This is a genomic window from Massilia timonae, assembly GCF_001866515.1.
GTDB classification, from domain to species: Bacteria; Pseudomonadota; Gammaproteobacteria; order Burkholderiales; family Burkholderiaceae_D; genus Telluria; species Telluria timonae.
The window spans coordinates 1,077,699-1,091,864 of the sequence record NZ_JRYB01000001.1; the positions used below are offsets into that span (position 1 = coordinate 1,077,699).

General features: G+C 68.0%; 14 protein-coding genes. 3 read left to right on the forward strand and 11 right to left on the reverse strand.

Going from position 1 to position 14,166, the window contains the following annotated elements; translation table 11 throughout:
* Positions 1–3 precede the first annotated feature (3 nt).
* Positions 4–1,554 carry a MocR-like pyridoxine biosynthesis transcription factor PdxR gene (pdxR, locus tag LO55_RS04740; protein ID WP_229410077.1) on the reverse strand — a complete coding sequence of 517 codons (1,551 nt, stop codon included), beginning with the start codon at positions 1,552–1,554 and terminating at the stop codon, positions 4–6.
* Between the two features lie 114 nt (positions 1,555–1,668).
* On the opposite strand from pdxR, the gene LO55_RS04745 reads away from it, so the two are divergent.
* Positions 1,669–2,217 carry an FMN-binding negative transcriptional regulator gene (locus tag LO55_RS04745; protein WP_071360645.1) on the forward strand — a complete coding sequence of 183 codons (549 nt, stop codon included), beginning with the start codon at positions 1,669–1,671 and terminating at the stop codon, positions 2,215–2,217.
* Positions 2,218–2,224: 7 nt separating this feature from the next.
* Here LO55_RS04745 and LO55_RS04750 read toward each other — a convergent pair whose 3' ends face one another.
* The 3 genes from LO55_RS04750 to LO55_RS04760 all read right to left on the reverse strand — a co-directional run bounded on the left by LO55_RS04750 (position 2,225) and on the right by LO55_RS04760 (position 5,481).
* On the reverse strand, positions 2,225–2,848 hold the full coding sequence (locus tag LO55_RS04750) for a DUF4142 domain-containing protein (protein ID WP_005663188.1): 624 nt from the start codon (positions 2,846–2,848) through the stop codon (positions 2,225–2,227).
* Between the two features lie 241 nt (positions 2,849–3,089).
* Positions 3,090–4,748 (reverse strand): acid phosphatase, encoded by a 1,659-nt coding sequence (locus tag LO55_RS04755; protein ID WP_071360646.1) that lies wholly within the window; start codon positions 4,746–4,748, stop codon positions 3,090–3,092.
* Positions 4,749–5,010: 262 nt separating this feature from the next.
* Positions 5,011–5,481 carry a GyrI-like domain-containing protein gene (locus LO55_RS04760; protein ID WP_071360647.1) on the reverse strand — a complete coding sequence of 157 codons (471 nt, stop codon included), beginning with the start codon at positions 5,479–5,481 and terminating at the stop codon, positions 5,011–5,013.
* Positions 5,482–5,585: 104 nt separating this feature from the next.
* Here LO55_RS04760 and LO55_RS04765 point away from each other — a divergent pair, with 104 nt between their 5' ends.
* A complete protein-coding gene (locus LO55_RS04765) occupies positions 5,586–6,173 on the forward strand; it encodes an O-methyltransferase (protein ID WP_005663197.1) in 588 nt (195 codons plus the stop codon).
* Between the two features lie 119 nt (positions 6,174–6,292).
* Complete coding sequence (locus tag LO55_RS04770; RefSeq protein WP_071360648.1) at positions 6,293–6,922, forward strand: head GIN domain-containing protein; 630 nt, start codon at positions 6,293–6,295, stop codon at positions 6,920–6,922.
* A 48-nt stretch (positions 6,923–6,970) separates the two neighbouring features.
* Here LO55_RS04770 and LO55_RS04775 read toward each other — a convergent pair whose 3' ends face one another.
* The 7 genes from LO55_RS04775 to cydD all read right to left on the reverse strand — a co-directional run bounded on the left by LO55_RS04775 (position 6,971) and on the right by cydD (position 14,157).
* Positions 6,971–7,297: a DUF4326 domain-containing protein gene (locus tag LO55_RS04775; protein WP_071360649.1), complete on the reverse strand. Its 327-nt coding sequence runs from the start codon at positions 7,295–7,297 to the stop codon at positions 6,971–6,973.
* Between the two features lie 29 nt (positions 7,298–7,326).
* On the reverse strand, positions 7,327–7,647 hold the full coding sequence (locus tag LO55_RS04780; protein WP_071360650.1) for an ArsR/SmtB family transcription factor: 321 nt from the start codon (positions 7,645–7,647) through the stop codon (positions 7,327–7,329).
* 147 nt (positions 7,648–7,794) lie between these two features.
* Positions 7,795–7,956: a cytochrome bd-I oxidase subunit CydX gene (gene cydX, locus LO55_RS04785; RefSeq protein WP_005663204.1), complete on the reverse strand. Its 162-nt coding sequence runs from the start codon at positions 7,954–7,956 to the stop codon at positions 7,795–7,797.
* 23 nt (positions 7,957–7,979) lie between these two features.
* Positions 7,980–9,137 carry a cytochrome d ubiquinol oxidase subunit II gene (cydB, locus tag LO55_RS04790; protein ID WP_071360651.1) on the reverse strand — a complete coding sequence of 386 codons (1,158 nt, stop codon included), beginning with the start codon at positions 9,135–9,137 and terminating at the stop codon, positions 7,980–7,982.
* Between the two features lie 4 nt (positions 9,138–9,141).
* Entirely contained in the window at positions 9,142–10,752 is a 1,611-nt protein-coding gene (locus tag LO55_RS04795) for a cytochrome ubiquinol oxidase subunit I (RefSeq protein ID WP_005663208.1), read from the reverse strand.
* Between the two features lie 34 nt (positions 10,753–10,786).
* The gene (locus LO55_RS04800; protein ID WP_071360652.1) at positions 10,787–12,463 is read right to left on the reverse strand and encodes an amino acid ABC transporter ATP-binding/permease protein; all 1,677 of its coding nucleotides are present in this window, start codon (positions 12,461–12,463) and stop codon (positions 10,787–10,789) included.
* Positions 12,460–14,157 (reverse strand): thiol reductant ABC exporter subunit CydD, encoded by a 1,698-nt coding sequence (gene cydD, locus LO55_RS04805; protein WP_071360653.1) that lies wholly within the window; start codon positions 14,155–14,157, stop codon positions 12,460–12,462. Before cydD ends, LO55_RS04800 begins: the two co-directional genes overlap by 4 nt.
* Between the last annotated feature and the right edge of the window lie 9 nt (positions 14,158–14,166).

Consider the following 14,166-nt stretch of genomic DNA (forward strand, 5'->3'; position numbering starts at 1 on the left):
TTTCTACTTGCGCGGCCACTGGCTCTCGATCACCCGCGCCAGCGCCTCGACGCCCTGCCGGATCGCCTCCGGCTGCACCGCCGAAAAGCCGAGCAGCAGGCCGGGCGCCACCGCGCAGGCGGGCGTGGCGGCGGCGTTCGCGTAATACCCGAGCGGGCGCAGCTCGATGCCGGCTTCCAGCGCCGCCTGCGCAACCCTCGCTTCATCCGGGATGCGCCCCTTGCGGTCCGGCCTGAAATGGGTGCACAGGTCGAGTCCCACGTCGGCCGGCCCGCAGGCCAGGCGCTCGCCGAGCCGGTGTTCCAGCGCCGCCATCAGGACCGCGCGCCGTTCGGCATAGGCCTCGCGCGTGCGCCGGATATGGCGCATGAAGTGTCCTTCGGCGATGAAGTCGGCCAGCACCGCCTGCGGCAGCATGGCGTGGTGCATGTCGACCACCGCCTTGGCGCGCGCCAGCGGCTCGGCCAGCGCCGCCGGCGCCACCACATAGCCCAGGCGCAGCGCCGGGAACAGCACCTTCGACAGGGTGCCGACGTAGACCACGCAGCCGGCGCGGTCCAGGCTCTGCATCGAGGCCAGCGGCGCTCCGGTGTAGCGGTATTCGCTGTCGTAATCGTCCTCGATCACCCAGGCGCGCCTGGCCTCGGCCCAGCGCAGCAGCTCCAGCCTGCGCGCCAGGCTCATGGTCGCGCCCAGCGGCAGCTGGTGCGACGGCGTCGCGAACACCATGCGCGCATCGGGATAGTGGCGCGCGCCATACGCCACGTCCATGCCCTCGTCCGTCACCGGCACCGTGCGGACGCGCGCGCCGGCCACCAGCATCGGCGCGCAGGCGCCCTGGTAGCCGGGCGACTCGACCCAGACTTCGTCGCCCGGCGCCAGCAGCAGCTGCGTCAGCAGGTACAGCGCCTGTTGCGAGCCCGAGGTGATGACGATCTGCTCCGGCGTGCAGACCACGCCGCGCGAGGCGCGCAGGTAGGCGCACAGCAGTTCGCGCAGCGGGGCGTGGCCGTTGGCGGGGCCATAGCCAAGGTAGGGACCATGATCGGGGCCGCGCTGCGCATGGCGCAGGTGGCGCGCTTCGAGCTTGCGCCACAGGTCGAAGGGGAACAGGTCCAGGCCCGGCATGCTGGGGCGGAAGGCGCGCACCGGGCCTTCGTAAAGGCGCCGCGCTCCCATGGCGTCCGCCAGCAGCGCGCCGCGTTCCGGCAGCGCGCGCAGCAGCCCCGGCGCCGCCGGCGCCTGGCGCGCCAGCGGCAAGGCTTCGTCGACGAAGGTGCCCTGCCCCACGCCGCCGCGCAGATAACCTTCGCTGGTGAGCTGGTCGTAGGCCGCCAGCACGGTCTGGCGCGACACGCCGAGCTGCCGGCACAGGTCGCGCGTGGCCGGCAGGCGCGCGCCGGGCGCCAGCGCGCCGTGCAGGATCGCCTCCTTCAGGCGGGCATACAACTGGCGAAACAGCGGCACCTCGCTGCCGCGATCGAGCGGCGCGCTGGCGATCAGGTCATGGACATGCATGGCGGACGGCGAAGGATTGGTATGCCCATCTTCCATGGAATTGGCTATTTCAGCAAGCCAAAGCAGGGCCTACGATACAGGTCCTCGACACGAGCGCCGCTCTGTCGCCAATTACCTCACCACGAGACCGTCATCCTGGAGAACGCCCAGATGTACTGCGCTGCCCGCTTCATGCAATCCGAATCCGCCCCGATGCACGCCCTGGTCGCCGACCATCCGCTGGGCATGCTGGTCACGCAGCAGGGCGGCATGCCGGACGCCGATCACCTGCCGTTCGAACTGCTGGTCGAGGAAGGCGTGCTGCGCGCCCACGTGGCGCGCGGCAATCCGGTGTGGCGGCGCGCCGGGCAGCGGGTGCTGGTGGTGTTTCGCGGGCCGTCCGGCTATGCGACGCCGGACCGCATCGAAAAAGCCGAGACCGGCGGCCGGGTGGTGCCGACCTGGACCTACAACGTCGTGCACGTGCACGGTACGCTGCGCGCGATCGATGACCGCGACTGGCTGCGCGCGCTGGTCGAGCGCCAGACCGACCGCCAGGAAGCGGCGCTGCCGGATCCGTGGTCGGTCGACGATGCGCCGCCCGACTATACGGCCAGGCTGCTGGCCGCCATCGTGGGCATCGAGATCGTCATCGACCGCATCGAGGGCAAGTGGAAAAGCGAGCCGCCGCCGCGGGTGGCAACGGCCCAGCTCGCTTGAGAACTGCTTAGTGGCTGGAACCGGTATGGCCCGCGCCCGAGCTGCCGGTGCTGCTCGACTTGCCCTGCGCCAGTTGCTCTGCATGCTTCAGGTGTTCCTGGACGACCGGGATCATCTTGTCGACCTGGCCCTTGACTTCCGGATCCTTGGCGCCCTTCGAGGCCGCCTGCAGCTTGGTCAGCGTTTCCTTGTGGGCGCCGACGCCGCCCTGCTTGACGTAGGCCTTGTCGAAGGCGTCGCCGCTCATTTTCTCGAGCTTGGCCGACATGGCCTTGTGCTTGGCGTCGAGCTCGGTCGGCAGGGTCACGCCCTTCGACTGGGCCAGGGTCTGCACCTCGGTCAGCGCCTTGCCGTGGTCATCGACCATTTTCTGCGCGAAAGCCTTCACCTCGGCGTTCTGGCTCTTGCTTTGCGCCAGCTTGCCCATTTCGACTTCGGCCATGTTGGACATGCCCATGTCCATGATCGCCTTGCGGTCGGCGCTGGTCAGCTTGGCGTCGCTGCTGGCGGTGGCGGCGGTGCTGCTGGCGCCCGATTGCTGGCTGGTCTGTGCCTGCGCGCCAACCGCACCGAACATGGCCGCCGCGACCGAGACGGCCATCAGGCGCTTGAGGATCTGATTCTTTTGCATGTTGCTCTCCTGTCTGAAATAGAAGGGGCGATGCACCGGCCCGATGCCGGCGCCCTGGCCTGATTGTTGTAGTCGGATCGCCCGCCTCATCAATGCAAAATCCATTGATTGTCAACGAAACAATCTCGAGTCTGCCAAGTGTATCGCCGCGTGTTCAAGACCAGCGCGCGTTAGCCGACAAGCAATTTCAGAACAAAAAAGCCAGCCCGGACAGGCTGGCTTTCGAGGAAAGCGGGTGCGATCAGCGGAAGCTGAGCGTCGCCGTCAGGTCGCCCGGCGGCCGCGCGCCGCGCGCTTCGAAGGCGGCGTTGCGGGAGGCCAGGCCCTCGAGCAGCGGCAGGCCGTGCAGGCGCGTGATGAAGCGCAGGATCGAGGTCGTGTCGTAGAAATTGTGGTCGACCGCGCCGCGCTTGGCGTGCGGCGACACCACGATCGCCGGGATGCGCGAGCCCGGGCCCCAGCGGTCGCCCTGTGGCGGCGCCACGTGGTCCCACCAGCCGCCGTTCTCGTCGAAGGTGATCACCACCACCATGTCCTTCCACTGCGGCGACTTCTTCAGGTGCTCGATGATGTTGGCCACGTGGGCGTCACCCGACTCGATGTCGGAGTAACCGGCATGCAGGTTCAGGTTGCCCTGCGGCTTGTAGAAGGCCACCGCCGGCAGCTTGCCGGCGACGATGTCGGCGATGAACTTGTTGGAGATCGGGCTATCGCCCAGGCCGCCGTCGCGCAGGTGTTCCGCGCGTTCTTTCGTACCCGGCGCGAACTGCTTGAAGTAATTGAACGGCTGGTGGTGGTACTGGAAGTTCGGGCGCTCGCCGGCGCCGCGGCCGTCGAGCGCCGCCTGCATGCCGCCGCCATACCAGGCCCAGCTCACGCCCTTCCTCGACAGCAGGTGGCCGATCGTGTCATAGGTCTGCGGCGGCAGGGTCGACGCGTCAAGCGGGTCGGCGTGCAGCGGGTCGCCGTCGAAGGCCGGCCGCACCCAGCTCGGCTGGTACGGCGGCGCCATCGTATTGACGGCGTAGCCGTCGGGCGTCATCGCGCCGTTGCGCACGAACTTCGGCTTGCCGTCCAGCGCCGAGGCCGGCGAATCGGGGGCCAGCGCCAGGCGCACGCCCTGCGGGCCGTCTTCCAGCACCGCGATCTTGTTCTTCGCCGCCGTCTCGGCCGCATTGAAGTATTCCGGCACGCGGCCGCTGATCAGGAACTGGTGGTTCAGGTAGGAGCCGCCGAAAGCCGCCATGAAGAAGTTGTCGCACAGGGTGAACTCGCGCGCGATCTGGTACAGGCCCAGGTTCTTCGCCGTCTCGCCGTAATACCCCATCACCATGCCGCCGGCGTCGGACCAGGCCGCAAAGCCGTCGTTACGGCCGCCATTGATCTGCATCTGGTTATGGTAGAACTGATGCACCAGGTCGCGCGTGATGACGCCTTCCGGCAGCGGCTTGCCTTCCGCGTCCGTCAGCTTGTACGGCGCGTTCGGCAGGTTGGCCGACTGGGCTTCGGTGGTGATGTAGTCCTTGCCGCCGATGTTCTGGCGGCCCGGCACCACGCCGCCCCAGGCCTTGGGCAAGGTCGGCAGGATCGAGCCGTCGCGGTCGCGTTGCTGGACGCTGGCCGCCGGCACGCTCGCCAGCGGCGCGGCCAGGCCGGGGAAGTCGGCGAACAGGTTGTTGAAGCTGCGGTTTTCCAGGTAGATCACGACCACGTTCTTGACGTGGGCGCGCAGCTTGGCGTCGAGCGACCCCTTGGCGACAGGCTTCGCAGGGGCTGCGACCGCATTCGTCATACCGGGCAAGGTGGCGGCGCCGACCGCAGCGGTGGCCTGGAAGATGCGCCTGCGCGCGGGATTGTCTGGCTGGATGGACGCTTCGGGTCCCTGGTCTCGATCGTGCACGAATTGCTCCTATTGCTGTCGGCGTGGCAGCCGCAAAGGAAGTATTATCCGCGCAATTTACAATTAGAAACAATCAGAAACAAATAAAGTGTGATTCGTCAAAGAGCCGTCACATTTTATGGGCACAATGCAAGTGCTCCTGGGAAGGGCACTCGGCGGTGCAAACCGCCCTACCGGCGCCGGCGGTCGGGAAACATACCGGCACCAATTTCTTTGAATGCAGGCCCACATGTGTGGGCCTGCATTTTTCTTGCTTCCCGCTTCAGCCGTATAGCGGAACCAGGATGTCGTAGGCATTGTCTGGACGCGCATCGTCGTCGACCGTCGGCGTATAGCGGCGGTCGTAGCGCTCCAGGCGGATGCCGTCCTCGTCTTCTTCCATGCCCAGCTGTTCCATGGTCGCGATGCCGGTGACGGTGCTGGCCTGGGCGTGCACCATGGGCCCGCGATGGGTCATCAGGGCGTAGCGGCGTTCCGGGATGCGGATGCCGATCATGCCGGGAGGGAGGTTGTTCAGGTCTGCGACTTCGACGGCGATGCACTCGAGTTTCACGCCGCCATATTGCGGCATGCGTACGCCATAGTGCAGGCCATCGGTTTCGCCCAGTTCCCCCTCGCGGGCGAGGAAGGATTTCCAGATCGCTGGCAACTCCGTTTCCAGAACCGAGGCGGGCCCTGCGACAGGCAGCCCGGCGAGCTTCATTTCAGGTAGTGTAACGGTTGAGATGTGCATGATAGTGGCTTGCTGATGGACGAAAAGATTATAGCCTTATCTCTTCGACAAGATTAGCATCCACGCAATCGTGCGGATCGATTTCTCGTGTCAAAAGGAGAACAATGTTGCCTACCTCACTCAAAGCCCTGCTGAAAGAGCTCGAAACCCTCGGCGTCAATCATGACGCGGCCCCCGCCAACCGTGCGCGCCGCCTGCTCAACATCACCCACGACACCGGCGAATTCCTGGCCGTGCTGGTGCGCGCCATGGGCGCCCGCCGCGTCCTCGAGATCGGCACCTCGAACGGTTATTCCACCTTGTGGCTGGCCGACGCCGCGCAAGGCATCAACGGCAGCGTCACGACGGTCGAGCTGTCGGCCGACAAGGTCGCGATGGCGCGCGAGAATTTTGCGCGCGCGTGTTTACAGGATCGCATCGTGCAGGTCGAAGGCCAGGCCGCCGACTTCCTGGCCAGCAGCGCCGACGAGTCGTTCGACTTGATTTTCCTGGATTCCGAACGCAGCGCCTACCTCGGCTGGCTGCCGCAGATCGAACGCATCCTGCGTCCGGGCGGGCTGATAGTGGTCGACAACGCCACGTCGCACGCCCAGGAATTGGCGCCCTTCATGCAGGCGCTGCGCTGCGCGTCCGGCTGGAGCACCAGCTTGGTCCCGGTCGGCAAGGGCGAGTTCCTGGCGACGAAGCATTGATTCCGCTTAGTTCCGACCCTCGTGCAGTTCAGGCACGGTTTTGTGCAGTCCATCGCACGGGGCGCGCCAGGTAAAGACGCGCTCCCTAGAATGGCCTCATCAACTTACCGGAGACCACCATGAAACGCGCAGCCATCGCCGCCCTTCTCGCCCTTGCTTCCCTGTCGACCCAGGCCGCCGAGCAGGTGCGCAACGTCACGCCGTTCAAGACCATCGATGCGCGTGGCCCGGTCAGCCTGGTGGTCGAGGTGGGCAAGGCCCATTCGGTACGGGTCGAAGGCAACCAGAAATTCATCGAGCGCGTCACGACCGAAGTCGTGAACGGCGAGCTGCGCCTGGGCTTCGAGGACAAGAACAGGAACAACGTCAATATCAAGGACGGCGAGCGGGTCGTCGTCACCATGCCCGAGCTCGCTAGCTTCCGCGGCGAAGGCGCCGGCCTGATGGTCTTGAATAACGTTCGCGGCGAACACTTCGACGTCAACTACCGCGGCGCCGGCAGCCTGCAGATGAACGGCCGCGTAGGCCACCTGCGCCTGAATGCCGAGGGCGTGGGCGAAGTGGTGGCCAAGGACCTGGTGGCCCAGGATGCCGACGTGACGTTCCGCGGCATCGGCGAAGTGTCGGTGCACGCCAAGAACCGGCTCAACGCCAGCGTGCAGGGCCTGGGCAACCTCACTTACTACGGCAAACCGCAATCGGTCAGCCGTTCGGTGTCGGGCATCGGCAACGTGACCGCCGCGAAATAACGCCGCACAATCAGTCCAGTAGGGTTGGCAGCTACGCTGCCGACGCGGCTAGTCGTTGACCAATTCAAGTAACACCTGCGCATGGCATGGCCCGTCGAGCCGGCACCAGCAAGCCAGGTTGTGTCCGCGCAGGATGCTCTGCGCCTCTTGCGCCAGCTGGCGGCCGTCAGGATCGTCGCTCAGCCAGCGGCGGTAGGCCGCCACCGCCTCTTCCACCGTGGGCATCGCCACGTAGCGCCCGACCGGCGTGCCCGGCGCCACATCGGGCAGCACCGAAAATGGATTGCCCCAGCGGCCCGGACGCGCCACCGAAATCGTGTTCGGCGGCATGCGCCAGCCTTTCTTGCGACTGAGTTGCACGCGGTGTGGCGTCATTGGCTTTCCTCATGATTGGCTCGAAGCCATCATACCGGGGCCAGGCGCTCCTGCATCGACTGCGCGCCAGCGCTGCCGCAAGTGGACGCGAGGAACTCCATCAAGCGCTGCAGGGTCTCCAGGCGCGCCGCATAGATGATGTAGCGGCCCTGCTGGCGCGGCGACACCAGGCCGGCATGGGTCAGCTCCTTCAAATGGAAAGACAATGACGAGGCCGGCATTTCGAGGGCGGCGGCGATATTGCTGGCGGACTGGCCCTGGGGACCGGCCTGCACCAGCAGGCGGAAGGCGGCGAAGCGCGATTCCTGGGCGAGCGCGGCAAGCGCCGCGATGGCGAGATTGGTTTGCATGCGAACAGTATTCTTTCGATTCAAGGGCCAGCGCATCGATGCTGGAGCCACGGTTCGAATACTGTCGAAAGACTTTGACAAGGTGATGACAATCGGTGGCGAAAAGCGCGCGCCTGGGCCTTCACAGGCCCCGGCGCGCGCCGTCCGTCAGGCGCGCTTGCGCAATGCCTCCTGCACCGGCTCGGCTACCGGCAGCACCGACGGATTCTTCTGCCTGGCGGCATCGTCCATCAGTTCATACCACATCGCATTCAGCACGCCGAACGCCGCTGCCAGCGGCAGTCCCAACAACCAGGCGAAATACCACATGATGGTTTCCTTTCTTTCTTCGATTAGTAGGCGTGGCCCTTGCCATCGCGGATCTCGGTCGGGTTCACCTTGCCCCACAGGACCTTGTAGACCCAGCTGGTGTAGGCGATGATCAGCGGCAGGAAGATGCAGGTAGAGACCAGCATGATGAACAGGGTCAGGTGGCTCGACGACGAATCCCACACCGTCAGGCTGGCCTGCGGCTGGATCGACGACGGCAGGATGAAGGGGAACATCGAGGCGCCCACGCTCAGCACGATGCCGGCGATCGACAGGCTCGAGGTCAGCATCGCCACGCCTTCCTTGCGCTTGAGCAGCGCCAGGTAGGTCAGCAGCGCGCCGACGATGCCGGCGCCTGGGGCCAGCTGGGTCCACGGATGGTCCGCATAGTTGGCGAACCAGGCGCCGGCGACATTCGCCTGCACGGTCTTGAACAGCGGGTTCGATGGACCGGTCGTCACCAGCTCGCCCGTGACGCGGTAGCCGTCGACCACGTTCCACAGCAGCACGCCGGCCACGGCGTACAGCACCACGGTGGCGAGCGCCGCGCGGATGCCCCAGGCGCGCGAACGGCTGGCCACCAGGCCATCGGTCTTGAGCACCAGCCAGGCCGCGCCATGCATCACCAGCATCGCCACCGACACCAGGCCGCACAGCAGCGCGAACGGGTTGAGCAGGCCGAAGAAGCCGCCTTCATAGAAAATCTGCATGTCGGGTTCGATACGGAACGGCACGCCCTGCAGCACATTGCCCATGGCGACGCCGAAGATCAGCGCCGGCACGAAGCCGCCGACGAACAGGGCCCAGTCCCAGGCCGCGCGCCATTGGGTGCTGTCACGCTTGCTGCGGTACTTGAAGCCGACCGGACGCAGGATCAGCGCCAGCAGCACGGCCGCCATGGCGAGATAGAAGCCCGAGAACGAGACCGCGTACAGCTGCGGCCAGGCAGCGAAGATGGCGCCCCCGCCCAGCACCAGCCAGACCTGGTTGCCTTCCCACACGGGGCCGACGGTGTTGATGACGACGCGCCGTTCGAGGTCGGTCTTGGCCACGAAAGGCAGCAGGGCGCCGGTGCCGAGGTCGAAGCCGTCGGTCACGGCGAAGGCGAGCAGCAGGACGCCCAGCAGCACCCACCAGATGACACGCAGGGTGTCGTAGTCCAGAAGCATGTGAAGAATCATGTTTTTACTCCGCAGTGATCATTGGCGCAGTGCGCATCGCCGGCGTGGCGCCGACCAGGGGGCTGTGGCTGCCCGGGGCGTGTTCGGTCTCGAGCTCGGGGCCTTTCCTGATCGCCTTGAGCATCAGCTTCATCTCGACCACGATCAGGATCGAATACAGCACCACGAAGCCGAGCAAGGTGGCCAGCACGGTCTGGATGCCGATGTTCGACACCGCGACCGCGGTCGGCAGCACGCCTTCGACGGCCCACGGCTGGCGGCCCAGTTCGGCAACGATCCAGCCGGCTTCGGCGGCGATCCACGGCAGCGGGATCGACCACACGGCCACCTTCAGCAGCCATGGATACGCGTCCAGGCGGCGCCGCGCCGACAGCCAGAAGAACACGGCAGTGAGCACGATGAAATAGATGCCGAGGCCGACCATCACGCGGAACGACCAGAACAGCGGCGCCACTTGCGGCACGGTGTCGTTGGCGGCCTGCCTGATCTGCGCCTCGGTGGCCTGGCGCGGATCGTCGACGTAGCGCTTGAGCAGCAGCGCATAGCCCAGCACCTTGCTGTTCTCTTCGAACTTCGCCTGCAGCTCGGCCGGCACCGGGCCCTTGCCGCCGAGCGCGCGGATCTGCTCCAGCGCGTCATAGGCCAGGATGCCCTGGCGCACGCGCACCTCGGCCAGCTTGACCAGGTCGTTGATGCCCGGGATCTCGCTGGAGATCGAACGGGTGCCGATCAGGCCCATGACCCAGGGGATGTGGATCGCGTAATGGGTTTCGCGCGCCGCCTGATCCGGGAAGCCCACCGCGGTGAAGGCGGCCGGCGCCGGCTGGGTGTCCCACATGGCTTCGATCGCGGCCAGCTTCATGTGCTGGTGCTCGGTGGCCAGGTAGCCGCTTTCGTCGCCCAGCACCACCACCGACAGCGAGGCGGCCAGGCCGAACGAGGCGGCCACCGTCATCGAGCGCTTGGCCAGCTCGGCATGACGGCCCTTGAGCAGGTACCAGCTCGATACGCCGAGCACGAACAGCGCGGCGACCACGTAGCCGGCCGACACCGTGTGCACGAACTTGGCCTGCGCCACCGGATTGGCCAGCACCGCGCCGAAATCCGTCACCTCCATGCGCATGGTCTGCGGATTGAGCGACGCGCCGACCGGGTTCTGCATCCAGCCGTTGGCGATCAGGATCCACAGCGCCGAGAAGTTGGTGCCGATGGCGGTCAGCCAGGTCACGACCAGGTGCTGCACCTTCGACAGGCGGTCCCACCCGAAGAAGAACAGGCCGACGAAGGTCGCTTCGAGGAAGAACGCCATCAGGCCTTCGATGGCCAGCGGCGCGCCGAACACGTCGCCGACGTAGTGGCTGTAGTAGCTCCAGTTCATCCCGAACTGGAACTCCATCACCAGGCCGGTGGACACGCCGATGGCGAAGTTAATCCCGAACAGCACGCCCCAGAACTTGGTCATCTGGCGCCAGATCGGGCGGCCGGTCATCACGTATACGGTTTCCATGATGGCGATGACCATCGACAGCCCCAGTGTCAGGGGTACGAACAAAAAGTGGTACAGCGCCGTGAGGGCGAACTGTAGTCGGGAGAGCCCGACGACGTCGAGATCCATGGTGAATCCTTTCTTATTAGTGAATCAATGGTGTTTAGTCGTGGCGCAGCGCCAGCAGCGCTGCGTCGAATCCTCGTGTCCCGCGCCGGTGGTCGGCGACCAGGCGCCCTTCCCGCATCACCAGCAGCCGATCGGCAAGCGCGGCCTCGCGCCGCAGATGGGTGGCCAGCAGCACGGTGCGGCCGTGCGCATGACGCGCCAGGCGCGCCAGCACGTCGGCGGCGGTGGCGGCGTCGAGCGCCTCGGTCGGCTCGTCCAGCAGCCAGAAATCGGCCCGGCGCAGCAGCAGCCGCGCCAGCGCCAGGCGCCGCGACTGCCCGCCCGACAGGCCCAGGCCGCCCTCGCCCAGCGGCGTGTCCAGGCCGCGCGCCAGCATGCGCACGTCGACCTCGAGCCCGGCGGCGCGCAGCGCGTCCCACAATTGCTCGTCGCCCGCCTGCGGATCGGCCAGGCGCAGGTTGTCGCGCAGGCTGTCCTGGAACAGTTCGGTGCGCTGGGTCAGCCAGGTGGCGGGGAGCGCCCTCACCTGCCCGGCGCACGGCGCCAGTTCGCCGGCGACGAGGCCCAGCAAGGTCGACTTGCCGGCGCCGCTGGCGCCGACCACGGCAACCCGCTCGCCGCGTGCGATGCGCAGGCTGACCTCGTGCAGCGCTGCGCCCTCGCGGCCCGGATGCACGACGCTGGCGTCGCACAGCAGCAGCGCTTCGTCGTCGCCCGGCGCGCCGACGGCGCTGGCGTCATCCGCTTCCTGTTGCAGCCGGGGACCGACGCGGCGCGCCGCCAGCCAGCTGCGGCCGGCCTCGATCGCGCCGCGGCGCATCGCGGCGAACGGTTCCAGCGCGGCCAGCGCGATCAGCAAGGCCAGCGCCGCCGCCGGCGCGCTCGCTCCCAACGCAGCCACTGCCAGCAAGGTCGCCGCCACGGCTAGGTGGCCGCCGACCGCATAGGTCCAGCCGGCGCCGGTCTCGAGCCGGTGCAGCGCAGCGTCGGCGCGCGCCAGCTTGTCGTCGACCTGCGCCAGGCGCGCGCACTGGGCCGGCAGGCGGCCGGCCATGGCCAGATCGGTCTGGCCGGCGACCAGGTCGATGGCCTGGGCCCGCAGCCGTTCCAGCGCGCGCGCCCGGCGCAGCGCCAGCGGACGGGCAAGACGCGCGACAAGGACAGCCACTCCCCAGCCGAAGGCCAGCAGCCAGGCGAACATCGCCAGGCCGAGGCGCCAGTCGAGGTTGGCCAGCACCACGCCGGCCAGCAGCGCCGCGCCGAGGGCGGCGAGGGCCGGCACGACCAGGCGCAGATAGATCGATTCGAGCGCGTCGATGTCGCCGGTCAGCCGGAACAGCAGGCGCGCAGGACGGCGCAGCAAGGCGCGCGCCGCCTGCGGGCCGGCCCAGCCGCGAAACAGCCGTTCGCGCAGCGCGGCCAGCACGCCGAGCGTCGCGTCGTGGGTCACCATGCGCTCGGCGTAGCGGCCGAAGGTGCGGCCCAGCGCCAGCAGGCGGATCGCGGCGCTCGGCACGAAGACATTGAACATGACCATGCCGCCCGCCAGGCCGGCCAGCGCGGTGGCGGTGATGAACCAGCCCGAGGTGCCCAGCAGCGCCATCCCGGCCAGCACCACCAGGGTGGACAGGAAGGCGCCCAGCGCCAGGCGGCGCCCGCCCGTTTCCAGGAACAGGGCGAGGACCGGTTGCAGGTCGTGACGAGGTTTCATGCCGCGCTCCGTTTGGTGAAGGGTTCGCCGATGCGCACCACGCGCTTCATGCGCGCGGCCAGGGCCAGGTCGTGGGTGGCGACGATCAGGGTGCGGCCCTGGGCCAGCGTTACCAGCGCGTCGATCACGCCGGCGGCGGTGTCGCGGTCGAGGTGGGCGGTGGGTTCGTCGGCCAGCAGCAGGCCGGCATGCGGCGCGCACACCGCGCGCGCCAGCGCCAGGCGCACCAGCTCGCCGCCCGACAGGCCGAGACCGCCCTCGCCCAGGCTGGCGCCCGGTGTGGCATGGCCCACATGGCCCAGGCCGGCGCGGCGCACGGCGGCGCCGACGGCCCCGCTGTCGATGCCGTCGCGCTCGAGCGAGACATTGGCGCGCACCGAGCCCGAAAACACGTGCGGCTTCTGGCCGATCCAGGCCATGCGGGCGCGCAGGTCGGCCGCCGACTGCGCATCGAGTTGCACGCCGCCGATGCGCACCGCGCCGCCATTGACGGGCGCGAGGCCGGCGATGACCGACAGCAGCGTGGTCTTGCCGCTGCCGCTGGGGCCGACCAGGGCCACGTGCTCGCCGGCGCGGACGTACAAGTCCTCGCCATCGAACAGCGGCGCTTCGCCGGGATGCTGGAACACCAAAGCTTCAATATCGACCGACGGCACCACCGAAGGCGCGACCGATGCGCGGCCGGCGCGCAGCTTGCACTGCGGCGCCAGCGCACCCGGCAGCGCCAGGCCGGCGTGCTGCAGCTGCTCGAGTTCCTTCAGCGCCGCCTCGCCCGAGGCCTTGTCGTGCCACACGGCGGCCAGTTCGCGCAGCGGCTCGAAGAAGGCGGGCGCCAGCAGCAGGATGAACAGGCCTTCCGCCAGCGTCAGGCGCACGCCCCAGCTGCCGGGACCGATCTCGCCCAGCAAGTGGAAGCCGACATAGACGGCGACCAGCGCCACGCCCAGCGCCGAAAACAGTTCCAGCGCGGTGGAAGACAGGAAGGCGATGCGCAGCACGCGCATGGTGCTGGCGCGCACGCTTTCGGCGCTATCACGCACGCGCTGCGCGGTGGCGTCCACTGCTCGAAGCGCGCGCAGCGTCGACAGGCCGCGCAGGCGGTCGAGCAGGAAGCCGCTCATGCCGCCGATGACTTGCAGCTGCGCTTCGCTGGCGGCCTTGGCGCGCCAGCCGATGACGGCCATGAAGATCGGGATCAAGGGCGCGGCCACTACCAGGATCAGGGCCGCGGTCCACGAGAAATAGAGGACGACGAGCGCGATCGCGGGCGGCGCCAGCATCGTGCGCATGCGCGCCGGCTGGTAGCGCACCAGCCAGGGCAGCACGGCCTCGGCCTGCTCGGCCAATGCGCTGGCGGCGCGGCCGCTGGCCAGGCGTTCGCGGTCGAGCGGCGAGCGCGACGCCAGGGCCTGCGCCGCCTTGCTGCGCAATGTGGCCAGGTGCAGGCGCGAAGCCGCGAACAGGCGGCGCGCGCCCCAGGCTTCGCTGCTGGCGCGCAGCACGCCCAGCGCCAGGAAGCCGCAGGCCGGCGCCAGCATGTCCGCCAGGCCGGCGCCGCGGGCCAGCTGCTGCACGGCATGGGCCAGCAGGGCCGCCTGTGGAATCCACAGCAGCGCCGCCGCGCTCATCACGAAGGTGGCGCTGCGGATGGATGGGACGAGCGTGGCCGGGCTACGGCCTTGACGGCGAAGCATGGTGGTTCT